15 protein-coding genes and 2 pseudogenes are annotated in these 14072 nt (G+C 69.5%); 8 read left to right on the top strand and 9 right to left on the bottom strand.

Features of this window, described 5'->3' with window-relative positions:
* Positions 1 to 86: 86 nt before the first annotated feature.
* From ACUDAL_RS19060 to ACUDAL_RS19050, 3 genes and pseudogenes are all read right to left on the bottom strand, one after another.
* Positions 87 to 1124 carry an NAD(P)H-dependent flavin oxidoreductase gene (locus tag ACUDAL_RS19060; protein WP_444679242.1) on the bottom strand — a complete coding sequence of 346 codons (1038 nt, stop codon included), beginning with the start codon at positions 1122 to 1124 and terminating at the stop codon, positions 87 to 89.
* A 181-nt stretch (positions 1125 to 1305) separates the two neighbouring features.
* Positions 1306 to 1993, bottom strand: a pseudogene (locus ACUDAL_RS19055) (YihY/virulence factor BrkB family protein); the annotation flags it as partial.
* A 187-nt stretch (positions 1994 to 2180) separates the two neighbouring features.
* Complete coding sequence (locus ACUDAL_RS19050) at positions 2181 to 2705, bottom strand: retropepsin-like aspartic protease family protein (protein ID WP_444679241.1); 525 nt, start codon at positions 2703 to 2705, stop codon at positions 2181 to 2183.
* A gap of 151 nt (positions 2706 to 2856) precedes the next feature.
* On the opposite strand from ACUDAL_RS19050, the gene ACUDAL_RS19045 reads away from it, so the two are divergent.
* Genes ACUDAL_RS19045 through ACUDAL_RS19030 form a run of 4 tightly spaced genes read left to right on the top strand, consistent with a single transcriptional unit; the run spans position 2857 to position 4085 of the window.
* Positions 2857 to 3420: a hypothetical protein gene (locus ACUDAL_RS19045; RefSeq protein ID WP_444679240.1), complete on the top strand. Its 564-nt coding sequence runs from the start codon at positions 2857 to 2859 to the stop codon at positions 3418 to 3420.
* Positions 3369 to 3632: a hypothetical protein gene (locus ACUDAL_RS19040; RefSeq protein ID WP_444679239.1), complete on the top strand. Its 264-nt coding sequence runs from the start codon at positions 3369 to 3371 to the stop codon at positions 3630 to 3632. Before ACUDAL_RS19045 ends, ACUDAL_RS19040 begins: the two co-directional genes overlap by 52 nt.
* 13 nt (positions 3633 to 3645) lie before the next feature.
* On the top strand, positions 3646 to 3966 hold the full coding sequence (locus ACUDAL_RS19035; protein WP_444679238.1) for a hypothetical protein: 321 nt from the start codon (positions 3646 to 3648) through the stop codon (positions 3964 to 3966).
* Positions 3945 to 4085, top strand: coding sequence for a hypothetical protein (locus tag ACUDAL_RS19030; protein WP_444679237.1), 141 nt, complete (start codon positions 3945 to 3947; stop codon positions 4083 to 4085). Before ACUDAL_RS19035 ends, ACUDAL_RS19030 begins: the two co-directional genes overlap by 22 nt.
* Positions 4086 to 4093: 8 nt before the next feature.
* Here the strand turns inward: ACUDAL_RS19030 and ACUDAL_RS19025 are convergent, their stop codons facing one another.
* A complete protein-coding gene (locus ACUDAL_RS19025; RefSeq protein ID WP_444679236.1) occupies positions 4094 to 4765 on the bottom strand; it encodes a sulfite exporter TauE/SafE family protein in 672 nt (223 codons plus the stop codon).
* A 72-nt stretch (positions 4766 to 4837) separates the two neighbouring features.
* On the bottom strand, positions 4838 to 6220 hold the full coding sequence (locus tag ACUDAL_RS19020) for an MFS transporter (RefSeq protein ID WP_444679235.1): 1383 nt from the start codon (positions 6218 to 6220) through the stop codon (positions 4838 to 4840).
* A 123-nt stretch (positions 6221 to 6343) separates the two neighbouring features.
* On the opposite strand from ACUDAL_RS19020, the gene ACUDAL_RS19015 reads away from it, so the two are divergent.
* From ACUDAL_RS19015 to ACUDAL_RS19000, 4 genes are all read left to right on the top strand, one after another.
* The gene (locus tag ACUDAL_RS19015) at positions 6344 to 7477 is read left to right on the top strand and encodes a PQQ-dependent sugar dehydrogenase (protein WP_444679234.1); all 1134 of its coding nucleotides are present in this window, start codon (positions 6344 to 6346) and stop codon (positions 7475 to 7477) included.
* Between the two features lie 306 nt (positions 7478 to 7783).
* Complete coding sequence (locus ACUDAL_RS19010; RefSeq protein ID WP_444679437.1) at positions 7784 to 8923, top strand: substrate-binding periplasmic protein; 1140 nt, start codon at positions 7784 to 7786, stop codon at positions 8921 to 8923.
* Positions 8924 to 9037: 114 nt separating this feature from the next.
* Entirely contained in the window at positions 9038 to 10306 is a 1269-nt protein-coding gene (locus tag ACUDAL_RS19005; RefSeq protein WP_444679233.1) for a GGDEF domain-containing protein, read from the top strand.
* A gap of 63 nt (positions 10307 to 10369) precedes the next feature.
* A complete protein-coding gene (locus ACUDAL_RS19000) occupies positions 10370 to 10720 on the top strand; it encodes a hypothetical protein (protein WP_444679232.1) in 351 nt (116 codons plus the stop codon).
* 74 nt (positions 10721 to 10794) lie between these two features.
* Here ACUDAL_RS19000 and ACUDAL_RS18995 read toward each other — a convergent pair.
* From ACUDAL_RS18995 to ACUDAL_RS18980, 4 genes and pseudogenes are all read right to left on the bottom strand, one after another.
* Positions 10795 to 12020, bottom strand: a pseudogene (locus ACUDAL_RS18995) (toxic anion resistance protein).
* A 57-nt stretch (positions 12021 to 12077) separates the two neighbouring features.
* Positions 12078 to 12842 (bottom strand): cobyrinic acid a,c-diamide synthase, encoded by a 765-nt coding sequence (locus tag ACUDAL_RS18990; protein ID WP_444679231.1) that lies wholly within the window; start codon positions 12840 to 12842, stop codon positions 12078 to 12080.
* A gap of 266 nt (positions 12843 to 13108) precedes the next feature.
* Positions 13109 to 13807 carry an extensin-like domain-containing protein gene (locus tag ACUDAL_RS18985; protein WP_444679230.1) on the bottom strand — a complete coding sequence of 233 codons (699 nt, stop codon included), beginning with the start codon at positions 13805 to 13807 and terminating at the stop codon, positions 13109 to 13111.
* A gap of 12 nt (positions 13808 to 13819) precedes the next feature.
* A complete protein-coding gene (locus ACUDAL_RS18980; protein WP_444679229.1) occupies positions 13820 to 13996 on the bottom strand; it encodes a hypothetical protein in 177 nt (58 codons plus the stop codon).
* Positions 13997 to 14072 lie beyond the last annotated feature (76 nt).

Below are 14072 nucleotides of genomic sequence, written 5' to 3'. Positions count from 1 at the left end.
CGTCGAGCGCTGCGGTCGGCGCCGCGGCAGGCGGGATACTGTTCATGCATCCATGATAACAGCCCCTTGCCTGCCGGGCAGCAGGTTCAGTCCAGCCCGGCGACGAGGGCGCGCAGCACGCTAGCCGCCGGCTCCTCGCGACAGCCCGAGGCGTTCTGCCCGGCCCACAGGGGCGAGAAGTCCGTGCTGCCCGCCGCCTCGGCGGCACTGCGCAGCGGGGCGATGGCGGCGGCGGCCAGGGGGAACGGCGGCGCCGCCGCGCTGAGCGGGCTCAGCTCGCGCATCAGCCGGGTGACGATGCCACGCGCCGGACGGCCGCTGTAGAGGTTGGTCAGTGCGGTATGCGCGGCCGCCTGGCTTTGCAGCGCCTGGCGATGCAGCCTGGCGGTGGTGGCCTCGGGGCAGCACAGGAAGGCCGTGCCGACCTGCACCGCCTGGGCGCCCAGCGCCAGCGCCGCCTGCACGCCACGGGCGTCGGCGATACCCCCGGCGGCGATGACCGGCACCTTCACCGCCGCCGCCACCTGGGGCAGCAGCGCGAAGGTGCCGAGCTGGGTGGTGAGGTCGTCGGTCAGGAACATGCCGCGGTGACCGCCCGCCTCCAGTCCTTGGGCGATGATCGCATCGGCACCGTTGGCCTCGAGCCAGCGCGCCTCCTCGACCGTGGTGGCCGAGGACACCACCAGCGCGCCCCACGCCTTGACCCGTTCCACCAGCTCGCGGCTCGGCAGACCGAAGTGGAAGCTCACCACCTCGGGGCGAAACGGCGCCAGCGCCTCGCAGGCCGCCGCATCGAAGGGCCGCCGCCCGACCCCGGGCGAGGTATCGGGCGTGAGACCAAGCTCCGCGTAGTAGGGGGCGAGGGCATCCTGCCAGCGCGCCAGCGCCGCCGGCTCGACCGACGGCGGGGTGTGGCAGAAGAAGTTGACGTTGAGCGGCCGTGTCGTGCAGGCCCGGATGCGGGCGATCTCCTCGACCATGGCGTCGGGGGACAGCATGGCACAAGGCAGGGCGCCAAGCCCGCCGGCCTGCGACACGGCCGCTGCCAGCGCGGCACCCTGCACGCCGGCCATGGGCGCCTGGAACACGGGGTAATCGATGCCCAGGCGGTGAAGCAGCGTCATGATGAATCTCCTTGTCGGTGTCGTCCTGACGCCAAGGGCGCTTTTCGCCCAGGGTGTCGGCAGCATAGGCGCCGCGATGGCCCATCGGCTTGGGCGCACCTACGGTGGTGTCATGGCGGGTCTGGCGCTCCATTTCGGCATTGATCTCTGCGCCCAACAATACGACGAAGGCAGAAAGCCAGAACCACAGCAGCAGGATCACCACGGCGGCCAGCGAGCCGTAGAGCTCATCGATGTTGGCCATGTAACCGACGTAGAAGGAGAGCCCCCCGAGCCGAGCAGCCACAGCAGCGTGGCCACCACGGTGCCTACGCTGACCCACTCCCAGCGCGGCGAGGTGCGGTAGGGGCCGTAGCGGTAGAGCACCGCGATGACGAACATCATCATCAGCAGCAGCCCCGGCCAGCGTAGCCAGTTGATCACCCTGACGGCGGGGCCCTCCAGCCCGAGCATCCCGGTGAGCAGCGGAAAGAAGGCCACGAAGCCGGTGCCGACCAGGATCATGACGATCAGCCCCACGGTCAGGGTCGCCACCACCAGCAGGCGCAACAGCCAGCCGCGCCGCTCCTCTTCGCCGTAGACGACGTTGAGGCCCACCAGCAGGCCCCGCACCCCTTGGAGGCCACGAAAAGCGCCACCGCCAGCGAGAACAGGGCGGTGAGGCTCAGTCCGGTATCGGTATTGGCGCTGACCTCGCTGGCCTGCTCGCGGATCAGCCGGGCGCCTCCCGGCGGCATGAAGCGGCTGATCTCGCCGATCTGCCGAGCGATGTCACCGGGGTCGAGCACCAGCGCCCACAGGGAGATGGCAGCCGCCAGGGCGGGAAACAACGAGAGCAGCGCATAGAAGGCGATGCCCGCGGCCAGCATGTTGACCCGGTCGTCGCTCAGCTGCTGCTTCACTCGCCACACCACGTCCAGCCATCCCGGCCGGGGAATCTCGTGGGGCCTCTCGGCCTTGCGCCCTCGGGCTTGTTTCGCCATCTACGCCTCGGGTGGTTGCTGGATGCCCGGCGCGGACCAGGTGCGCCAGGAGGCGGGCCGCCGCCCAGGGCAATCACTCGCCGGCCGGCTGCAGCCGCATCTGGGTGCCGCGAATCTCGATATCGAAGCGATTCAGGAAGCTCATGCCCAGCAGGGCGACATCGCCCTCGAGGCCAGGACTGATGGAGCCGCGCACCTGGGCTGCAGTAAAGCCGCCCAGGCTCACTTCATCAAGCAGGGTGAGGTCGCCGCGCACCCGCCCGTTGGCGGTGTTGAACCAGGCCGAGCCGGCCCGCTCCAGGCCGAGCCGCTCGGCGAATTCCGCCGGTACGGCCACGTAGGTGGCGCCGGTATCGAGCAGGAACTCCACCGGCTCGCCGTTGATGCGCCCGGTCGCCATGAAGTGGCCCGAACGGTTGCGCTCCAGCACGATCGGCCCCTCCTGGCCGCTGGTGGCATTGACCAAGTGGGCGTTGGGGTTGCGCTGCTGTTCGAGAAAGCCGTGGAGCCACCAGCTGCCTCCCGCGATGAACAGCAGCCAGAACAGCAGCATCATGCTCAGTCCGGCGCCGCGCACGGCGCCTGTCTGTCGTTTCATAGCGGCCTCCCCTGGCTGTTGGCGCGCCCCGCGCATTGACGCCCGCCGGCGGGCTGACTGTAATGGGAAGCGCCGTCCTTTCGTCCTGCCTCCATGGAAGGCGGCAGCCCTCCGGGCCCCACAAGAACAAGGCATACACAAGGATAGCCCCATGCAAGAGTGTCATGCAGGTTTGACTGCCGATTCCCGCCACCATTCCCTGCGCCGCACGAGCCTCGCCGGGGCGCTCTCCGGCGCCCTGCTCGTCGCCCTGCCGGCCTGGGGCTGGGACGGCCTGGTCGAAAAGCAGGTGTTCGAGATGGACAGCTACACCACCGTCGGCGGCGACACCATCGCCCCGCTGCGCATCGGCTGGGAAGCCTACGGCACGCTCAACGAGGCAAAGGACAACGCCATCCTGATCACCCACTTCTTCTCCGGCACCAGCCATGCCGCCGGGCGCTATGCCGAGGACGACCCCGCCCCCGGCTACTGGGATGCCATCATCGGCCCGGGCAAGCCGCTCGACACCGACCGCTACTACATCATCGCCTCGGACACGCTGGTCAACCTCAACGCCCATGACCCCAACGTGATCACCACCGGACCCGCCACCCCCACCCGGAGACCGGCAAGCCCTGGGGCACCGCCTTCCCGCTCGTCACCATCCGCGACTTCGTCGAGGTGCAGAAGGCCCTGCTGGAAAGCCGCGGCATCGAGCGGCTGCATGCGGTAATGGGCCCCTCCATGGGCGCGCTGCAGGCCTATGAATGGGCCAGCGCCTACCCCAAGCGGGTCGAACGGCTGATCCCAGTGATCGGCAGCGGCATGGCCGACCCCTGGCTGCTGGCGGTGCTTAACACCCGGGCCGCGCCCTATCCGCCTGGATTCCCGCTGGAACCAGGGCGACTACTACGACGGCGAACCGCCGCTCGACGGCCTGCGTGAAGCGCTCAAGCTGGTGACACTCAATGCCAACCACTGGCAATGGGCCAACGCCACCTTCGATCGCAGCCCGGCCGACGCGAGCGCCGACCCCACCCGCGAGCTCGACGCACGCTACGCCATCGAACAGACCCTGGATGACCTGGCCATGGCCCGCGCCGAGCAGGCCGATGCCAACCACCTGCTCTACCTGGTCAAGGCCAACCAGGCCTTCATCACCGGCCACGGCGAGAGCCTCGAAGAGGGGCTGGCCCGCATCGACGCCCCCACGCTGGTGATCTACAGCGAGAACGACCTCGTCTTCACCCCGGAGGAGTGCGCCGCACGGCCGAGCTGATCGAGGCCGGCGGCGCCCGCGTCGAGCGGGTCACGCTGGAAGGTGGCCGGGGGCATCTCGACGGGGTAATGGGCATCGAGCAGGCCGGCGAGAGGATCCGCGCCTTCCTCGCCGAGTAACGGCCGGCCTAGCCGAGCAGGGCGCGGCCCAGCAGGTAGAGCCCCATGGCCAGCAGGCCGCTGAGGAAAACGCGCCGGAAGGTCGCCTCGGAGAGCCGTCGGCGCAGCCGCTGGCCAAGCTGCATACCGAGCAGGGCCGGCACCACCGCCCCCAGCGACAGCGCCGCCAGCTCCAGGCTGAGCAGGCGCTGCTCGCCCATGGCCAGCCCCAGCGCCAGGGTGGTAACGACGAACAGCACCCCCATGGCCTGGATCAGCATGTCGCGCGGCAGCCCGAGCGACTGCAGGTAGGCGACGCCGGGAAACACCGACGACCCGGTCATACCGGTGAGCAGGCCGGTCAGCGCCCCGTTCACCGGGGCCGCATGACGGCCGCGGCTGACCCACTTGGCCAGGCCAAGCTCCAGCAACCCCGCCAGCGCGTAGAAGACGATCAGCGCACCCAGCAGGCCGGTGAGCCAGCGCACCTCGACCCGCGCCAGCACGTTCACGCCGAGCCACACGGTAACCACAGAGGCGAGCAGAAACGGCCATAGACGCTGCACGATCCGGCGCAGGTACCCGCCCACCAGCGCCTGCCAGACGTTGGTGACGATGGTCGGCGCCAGCAGCAGGGCCATGCCCGCCGGCAGCCCCACCGTGGCCGCCAGCAGGGCCAGCGAGACCGTCGGCATGCCCATGCCGACCACACCTTGACGGTGCCGGCCAGCAGAAAGGTTGCCGCCACCAACAGTACCAGCCAGGGTCGAGCATCATGCTGCCCCCTCCGGCGGCACGGCCTGGCCGTTGCGCGCCTCCCACTCGGCTGCCGCCCGCTGGCCGCGGGCTTGGTTCACCGCCAGGCAGATCGTCATGGCCACCAGGAACAGCGCCGCACACAGCAGGATCGAGGCCTGCAGCCCCACTACCGCCTGCAGCAGGCCCAGGCCGACGATGCCGAGCACCCCGGCCAGCTTGTTGGCCAGGCCCCAGAAGCCGAAGAACTCGGCCGCCTTGCGGGTGGGCGAGAACAGCCCCACCAAGGCGCGGCTGGCCGACTGGCTGGACCCCAGCGAAAGCCCCGCCAAGCAGCCGACGAACAGGAACAGGTGCTGCGGCTCCCAGGCCAGGCCGAAGGCCGCGTTGAGCCAGGCCGTCACCTCCGGCGTCGCCCAGATCGCCAGCACCGCCGCCACCCACAGCAGCAGCGTCAGCTGGTAGGTGACCTTGGTGCCGATACGGTCCTGGATGAAGCCGAAGCCCAGCGCCCCCGCCGCCGCCGTGATCTGCACGATGATGAACATCAGGTTGCGAATCGGCTCGTCCCAGCCGATGACCTGGGCGCCGTAGATGAAGGCGAAGGCGATGATGATGTAGACCCCGGCCATGGAGAACAGCAGCGACACCAGGAAGATACCCAGGTCACGGAAGTGGCGCAGCTCGTGCAGCGTGGTCGATACCCGCTCCCAGGCGATGCGGTGATAGGGCTTGCCCGGCGGCTGGGGCGTGCCGCGCTCGCGCACCCACAGGAAGGTGGGAATGGCGGTGACCAGGAAGAACGCCGCGGCGAAGGGACCCACCCAGCGGATGCGCTCGTAGTTCTCCAGCGTGGCCTCGCCCAGCGCCACCAGAGTGAAGCCGGCGGCAAACAGCCCACCCACGTAGCCCAGCGCCCAGCCGAAGCCGGAGATCTTGCCCAGGTCCTCGGGCGGACCCAGGTCGGGCAGGAAGGCGGCGATGAACGACTCGCCCATGGAGTAGGCGTAGTTGGACACCACGATCAACAGCAGCCCCAGCACCACATAGCCCGGCGCCACGAAGTAGAGCATCGCCGTGGTGAAGACGGTCGCCAGGTAGCTGGCGAACAGGAAGCGCTTCTTCGACGCCTGGTAGTCCATCACCGCCCCGCACAGCGGGCCGGTCAGCACCACCAGCAGGTAGCTCAGCGCCAGCGCCAGGCTCCACAGCAGGTTGGCCAGTCGGAAGTCGTCACCGCGGTCACCGACCACGGCGGTGGTGAACAGCTCGCCGAACACTACCGTGATGATCAGCAGCGTATAAGCCTGGTTGGCGAAGTCGAACATCGCCCAGCCGAAGATTTCCTTGTTTGACGCGCGTTGCCGGGGCTTGCTGCCCACCGCAGGAATCACGCCCATTTGCCGTTCTCCTTGAGCCAAGGGCCCTGCCCGAAGGCGCCTAGCCTAGCAGGTATTCGTTTCGCCATGACGTTCGAGCCTCGTTCACTACACTGGGAGAACAGTCCGACAGGAGGGACACCGATGATACGTGCCTTGAAGGGCGCCACGCTGCTGGCGCTGGCCCTCGTCGCCACGGCGGCCCAGGCCGAGGAAACGGCCGTGCGCACCGAGCACCTGGACCTGCGCCTGGTGCCCATGGCCGAGGGTCTCGACGACCCTTCGAGCCTGGTCGTGCTGCCCGGGGAGCTGCTGGTGGTCGGCGAGCGCACGGGCCGGCTGCAGACGTTCTACAACGGCGAGCGCCAGGCGGTCGAAGGGCTGCCCGAGATCCAGACGGCGGGCCAGGGCGGGCTGTTCGATATCGTGGCATCGCCCGACTACGCCGACACCGGCTGGCTCTACTTCACCTATTCCAGCGGCGACGCGGCGTCCACCGCCACGGCGCTGAGCCGCGGGCGCCTGGCCGGCGACCGGCTGGTGGAGGTGGAGTCGCTGTTCGAACAGAACCGGCGCTCCGAACCCGGCCCGCACGACGGCGCCCGCCTGGCCTGGCTGGGCGACGACACCCTGTTGATGTCCATCGGCGACCGCGGCGAGCCGGCGCGGGCCCAGGACACCCAGGACCACGCCGGAGCCGTGCTGCGCCTGGGCCCGCAGGGCCTGGCCCCCGAGGACAACCCGCTGCTGGAGCAGGCCGGCTACCTGCCCGAACTCTACTCCTGGGGGCACCGCCAGGTGCAGGGACTGGCCGTCGACGCGCGCGGCGACGTCTGGGCGGTAGAGGCGCGCGACAGCGGTCCCGCCGAGCTGCTGCGGCTTCGCGCGGGCGAGAATCACGGCTGGCCGGAGGGCAGCGACGATGCCGAAGCCGCCGGCGCCGACTTCCTCGACGACCTGGCCAGCGGCGAGCTGTTCGCTGACGACGAGGCGATCGCGCCCACCTATCGCTTCGCCGAGGAGGGCTCGCCCTCAGGGCTGGCGGTGGTCGACGGGCGGCACTATCCGGCCTGGGAAGGGCACCTGCTGGTGGGCGGCATGGAGAGCGGGCAGCTCTATCGCCTCGAGATCGCGGCCGGCGAGGTGGCCGAGGCGGAAGCACTGCTCGACGCCTCCCTCGGGCCGGTACGCGACGTACGCCAGGGACCCGACGGCCTGCTCTACGTGCTGATCGGCGGCGACAGCGGCCGCGTCTTCCGCCTGGAACCCGCGCCATGAGCGCCAGGCACCGTGCCCACAAAGCCCGATAGCGCCTCATCCCCCGGGGGCAGGGACATCATCTTCCCTTCTCCTGCGGGCCGTTGCATTATCGTTGCTTGAGGCCATGCGCTGATACATTCGGCAAGGAGCGCCGACAGCGGTGCAGCACATTGCCGCGATGAGTCAGCACGGCGAACACGGCAAGAGGGCTGCGCATGCGCAAGAGAGGATGGCTGGCGGCGCTCGGTTTTTGGCTTGCGGCGCCGACCCATGCCGGCCTGGAAGGACTGACTTTCATCACCGAAGAGTACCCCCTACAACTACCTGCGCGAGAGCCATCTCGAGGGCATCTCCATCGAGATACTCGAGCGCATCTTCGCGCTGACCGGTGCGACCCTGTCGCGTGACGACATCCGCTACTACCCCTGGGCGCGCGGCTACGATACGGCGCTGACCGAACCTGGCACGGTACTGTTCTCCACCACCCGCACCGAGCAGCGCGAAGCGCTGTTCCAGTGGGTCGGGCCCATCGCCACCGACCGCGTCACGCTGATCGCGCGGCGCGACAGCGGCATCACGCTGGAGAACCTCGACGAACTGATCGACGCCGACTACCGCGTCGCCGTGATTCGCGAGGACATCGGCGCTCAGCGCCTTGAAGAGGCCGGCGTACCGCCGCGCCAGCTGCAGGTGGCCATTTCCAACGTCAGCGCCATGCACATGCTGGAGCACGGGCGGGTCGAGCTATGGGCCTACAGCGAGGACGTGGCCTTCTGGCTGATGCAGGAGCATGGCCTGCCCACCACCGACTACATGCCGGTGCTGACGATCAGCGAATCGGACCTCTACTACGCCCTGCACCGCCACACCGACCCGGCGCTGGTCGACCAGATGCAGCAGGCCCTGGATGCGCTGAACCGCCACGGCGTGCTGGGCGATATCCTCGGCAGCAACATCGTGTTCAACACCGAGGACTACCCGCCCTACAACCATCGCGCCGCGGACGGCAGCATCACCGGGCGCTCGACCGAGCGCCTGCGCCAGGCCCTGAAATCCGCCGGACTGTCCGCGCATTTCCGCCTGCTGCCCTGGGCCCGCGCCTTCACCGAGGCCCAGCTGCGCGAGCGCCACTGCGTCTACTCCACCACCCGCACCCCTGAGCGTGAGCCGCTGTTCATCTGGATCGGCCCGCTGGCGACCAGCACCTGGGCCGCCTTTACCCGGCCTGGCTCCCGCGTACGAGCGGCCACGCTCGACGAGCTTTCCGGCCTGCGCGTGGGGGTTCCGCGCCGATGCGGTGGGGGAATACGTCATCGAACAGGGTGTTCCGGTGATCATGGCCACGGCCGAGCGCGAGAACCTGGGGCGCCTGCGCGCCGGGCTGATCGACGTCTGGGTCACCGGGGCACAGGCGGCGCACACTCTGGCCCAAGAAGTCGGCGTCGACCTGCGCCACCTTTTTGATTTTCATGAAGTTGATCTCTACCTGGCCTGTCACCCTTCGGTGCCGGAGCCTTTCGTGGCACGCTTGCAGGCGGCGCTGGATCGACAGCCCGCCGCCCAAGGAGACGCACCACCGTGATACCCCACCCCGACAAGGAACGTCGACCGGGAGAACGCCGCAGCCTGACCGTCAAGCAGGCCATGCTGACCCTGCCGCTCGTGCTGCTGCTGAGCGTCCTGGCGGGCGCGATCGAGCTGGCGCTCGACACCCGGCTGATGCGACAGGAGATCGTGCAGCAGACCGACTACCGCCTCGACCTGGTGCTGGGAACCTCCGCCGAGGCCGCCTTCCAGCTCAACCCCGACCTCGCCTCGCAGGTGGTGGAAGGGCTGTATGGCGGCGGCCGCACCGCCCGCGTCATCATGCGCGACGACTTCGGGCGCACCATGGCCTCGCGCAGCCTGCCCTGGGAGCCCGCCACCGGCCGGCTCGCCGACCTCCTGTTCGGCGACATCCTGCACTACCAGCGCACCCTCTACTACGGCACCGAGGACGACGGCGCACCCCAGCCGGTCGGGGAGCTGCACATGACCCTGGCCATCAGCGCCTTGTATCACGACTTCCTCAGCCACAGCCGCTTCGTCTTCACCCTGGGCGTGCTCAAGGCGCTGGTCATCGCGGTGCTGGTCGTCGCCCTGTTCCACGGCTTCATCACGCGCCCGCTGCTCAGGGTCCACGCCGCCATCGTGGCCACCGATCCGCGCCGGCCGGGCCAGTGGCCCAAGCCCCGGCTCAGGCACCACTCCAACGACGAGTTGGGCGACTTGGTGCACAGTCTCGACGAGCTGCTGGTCGCCTTCCAGAGCGGCCTCGACCAGCGCGACCGGCTGCGGCACATCTCCACCATGGATGGCCTGACCGGCATCGCCAATCGCCGCCGCTTCGACGATTTCCTCGAAGCCGAGTGGCAGCGCGCCATGCGCTCGGGCAGCGCCCTGTCGATCATCTTCATCGATATCGACCACTTCAAGGAGTACAACGACCACTACGGCCATCTGGCCGGCGACGACACTCTGCGCAGCGTGGCCGATGTTCTGACCGGCGTGGTGCATCGTGCCGCGGACCTGGTGGCACGCTACGGCGGCGAGGAGTTCGTCTGCGTGCTGCCCGACACCGATCTGCAGGGTGCCCTGCAGGTCGCCGAACAGATCCGTCACGGCATCAGCGAGCTGAACATCCCCCACGCCTACGCCGCAGGCAGCGACCGGATCACTGCAAGCCTCGGCGTGGCCAGCGCGACCCCGGCCGATGGGCTGAACTGTGCCGAGCTGCTGGCCCAGGCCGATGCGCAGCTCTATCAGGCCAAGCATCAGGGCCGCGATCGGGTGGTAGCGCACAGCTGAGCCCGGGGAACCGCCCGGGCCAGGCGTACTCGATAGAAGAAGATCCGCCAATGGAGAGACGCCATGAACAGACGCGATGAGTTCGTCGAGCAGATGAAGGCGCGACTGGACGAGTGGAATGCCGAAATCGACGCCCTTTCCGAACGGGCACGCCGCGCCGGGGCCGAGGCCCAGACGCGCTATCGGGAGGATATCGAGCGGCTCAAGCAGCGCCGCGACGAGACCCGCCGCCGCCTCGAGGCGCTGCAGACGGCCGGCGAGGCGGCCTGGGACTCGCTGCAGCAGGGCGTGGAGGAGGCCTGGGAGCTGATGCGCAAGGCCTGGCGCGATGCCAGCGCCCATGAGCGCGAGACGCGTGACGCCACGCCCCCGGACGCGCCGCCGTCGCACCGCCCGCCCAGGGGCTCGCCCTAGCGGGGTTTACACCTAGCGGGGCTTACACCTAGCGGGAGTTTCACTCGCGGCCCTCCCGGGCGGCATCCACCCGCCTAGCCGCCGCGCGGCGTATCGTCGGCCGGGCGTACGTTCGCCTCCAGCGGCGTGGCGTGCGCCTCGCTGCCGCGCTGCAGCCTATCGATGGCCTCGTCGCCACGGCGCGCCAGCGCCGCCAGGCGATCGATCTGGGCGTCGAGCTGCGGCAGCGCCTCCCGGCGGTAGCGCGACAGGTCGTCGATGGCACCCATCACCTCGCCGAAGGCCTCTTCCAGCGCCTGCATGTCGAGCTGCGCGGAAGCCGCGCGGGTCTGGATCTCCACCCCTGCTGGCGCAGCGCCCTGGCGGTGCCGGCGATCAGGTCGGAGGTGGTGGTATTGAGCGACTCGACGCGATCCAGCACCAGCCGCTGGTTGGCCAGCGCCAGCGCCACAGCGACCGCCACCGTCAGCGCCGAGACGGTGACATGAATCGCCCGGTCGACGCCGCGGATCAGCTCGCGGTTGTTGCGAATGATCACTTCCAGCGCCAGCACGCCCTGCTGGCTCACCGCCATCTGCTGCTGCAGGTCGACGATGCGCTGGCGCAGCGGAAAGCGCAGCTCCTCTTCGATGAAGGCGCGCTGGGGGTGCTCACCGCCCCGCTGTTCCAGCGCCTGGCCAAGGCGCCGGTCGATCAGGCGGCCGAGGTCGATCTGGCGCGTGAGCCGGGCCAGCAGGCTACGCAGGCTCTCCTGGTCGTCACCGAGGGTGATGTTGTCGCGGCGCAGCATGTCACGCCCCGCCTCGAGGTCGGCGATGATGGCGTCGAGCGCCTGCTGGGCGTTCTCGAACTTGCGGAAATAGCGCTGCACGCGGCCACCGGCGCCGGGTATCCGCGCCAGCAGGCGGTCGAACGGGCCCGACGCCAGGCGGTGCTGCTGGGGGTCGAGGGTCTGCATATGGCCGCGCAGATCGAGCAGCGCCTTGGCCACCGGCCCGCCTTCATCGCCCTGGTGCGCCAGCTTGCGCAGCGGGGTCTGCAGCATCTCGCTGTGATGGGCGGCCTGCTGCTGCAGCTCCAGGCCCATCTCGTCCACCGCCCGGCGCTGGCGTGCCAGGCTGCCATCGTCGCCGGAGAGCACCTCGTCGACAAAGGCGTCGGCCATGCGCTGCAGCTGCGGGTCGTCGACCTCGAGCTCCACCTCGGGCGTCGGCTCGGGGTCGGCCTGCCCCAGCTCCTTGGCGATCACCTCCACCGGCGGCAGGGAGAGCGGCGAGCCAGTTTCCAACGGCGAGTTCATAAGCGTCTTCCCCTTCTGGATCGTTCACAAACAAGATCAGGCGAAGCGGCGCCAGACTCAGCGCCGCTCGCTGCGGCTGTAGCGTTCCGCCCCGCCGATGAAGCGGCGCAGCTCTTCCAGCGCCTGGTCGGTGGCCAGCGAGGCCTGGGGGCGGCCGGTTTCGATCCGCGCCAGAGCCACCGCGGCATCGTCAAGCAGGGTCAGCGCCGACTCGTTACGCGCCGCCAGGCGTCGCAGCCGCTTGTCGGTCTCCTCGATCAGCTCCAGGCGCCGCTTCAGGGCGATGCGCTCCTCCACCGCGAGCCCGGCCTCCTCCTGGGCCAGGCGGCGGCGCACGTAGTCGCCGTCCAGCCCCGCCACCCCGCGAGCCTGGCCCGCCATCGAGCCGAAGGCATCCACCGCCCCCAGGCACACCTCAGTGACCAGGCGACGCGAGCGCTCGTAGGCCAGCTCGCCGGGGTCGAAGCGCGCGCCGAGCAGCGTCATGACATGGCTGTAGCGGGTATAGAAGCGATCGACCTGGGCCGCCAGGTCGGGCCGCTGCACCTCGAGCAGCCCCTGCTTGGCCCGGCACAGGGCCAGCACCAGGTCGTCGGCATCCACCGGCGGCCGGCTGGGGTCGAGTTCGGCGACACCGGCCTCGCGCGCCTGCCGCTCGTGCGCGGCCCGCTGGCGCTGCGCCTCGGCGTCGAGCTTGGCCTTCAGCCGCTGCTGGTGGCGCCGCGTCCGCCAGCGCCGCCAGCCGCGCTCCAGCGGCAGCGCAATGCCGATCGCCGCCAGCCCGGCGAGCCAGCCGCCCAGGCTCGGCCCGAAGCCCCCCACAGCGAGGTCAGCCACAGCAGCATGCTGAGGAAGGGCACCAGCAGACCGTAGCGAAACACTACCTGCAGCCGGCCGGGGTTCTCGGTGGGCACCGCCAGCCGAGGATTGACCAGCCCCACCAGCGCCCAGGGCAGGCAGGTAAGGAAGAGGCCGTAGGCAAACCCCTGCAGAAATCCCAGCATAAGCCTTGTCTCTCAGCAAACGGCGACGAATGACTGCCTTTGAGTGTATGGGGGTCGGTGATCCTGTGCGAGCCTGCCGGCTCATCAACGGCACAGGCGAAAGCCGCGCATGCCGAAGTGGAAGTGGTCGGCGTGGGCCTGGTTGTAGTCGGGGCCCAGCACGTTGCCGAACAGCTCGCAGGCGCCGTCGCGCGCCTCGCGCAGGAAAGCGCCGCGCGCATCCTCGGCATCCCAGTGCTGCAGCAGGCTGACGCGCCGTCCATCCTCAAGGTGGAAGGCCGCCACGTCCAGCGCCTCGGCGGTGGCGTGCTCGCTGCGCCGGCCGGCCTCGCGTCCGTAGATGTTTCGACAGGCAAAGCTGCCGTAATGCTCCACCTGCACCACGCGGCTGTCGAGATGGGCCAGCGCCGCGGGCTGGAGCCGCTGGCGTTCGTACATGACCCAGGCCAGTGCCAGCGGGCAGGCAGCGACGAAGCTGGCGTTGAAGGTGACCTCGCTGCGCTGCATGCGCACCACGTTGTGCAGCGGGCAGCCCGCCACCGGCTCGTGATCCTCCAGCGGGGTCATGCGCAGCGCGCCGTCGGGAACGGTGTCCAGCGCCGCCAGGCAGCCCTCGCGATCATCGGCCAGACGGTGCAGCTTCCATTTCGTCACCGGCGTCAGCGGGTCGTCGACGTGCAGCGGTGCCCAGGGGTGCCAGTGACGGGGGATCGCCTCCTCGAAGTGCCACCAGGCCGCCGCCCCGAGGGCGAGCAGCAGCAGCACGATCAGCAGCATGCGCATCGCGAGGCGGGGTCAGAGCAGCAGCGTGAGGATCAGCGCCACGCCACCCACCAGCAGCGCGGTGATCACGGCGACATCCACCGCACGATCGAGCCAGCGATCGAAGCCGCCCGGAGAATGGCGACGCGGCTGGCGGCGCCGGGTGGCGCCGCGCTGCAGCGGGCGTTGGCGTGAGCCGATGAGAGACATGGTAGGCATCCGATACCCGATTCTTTCTCAAGCTTACGACCTGTCACCACGCCTGGCTACCGCCGTTGTCAACCAT

Source organism: Halomonas sp. E19, from assembly GCF_052439355.1.
Classification (GTDB): Bacteria; Pseudomonadota; Gammaproteobacteria; order Pseudomonadales; family Halomonadaceae; genus Halomonas.
This window is presented reverse-complemented; position numbering and strand designations above follow the sequence as displayed.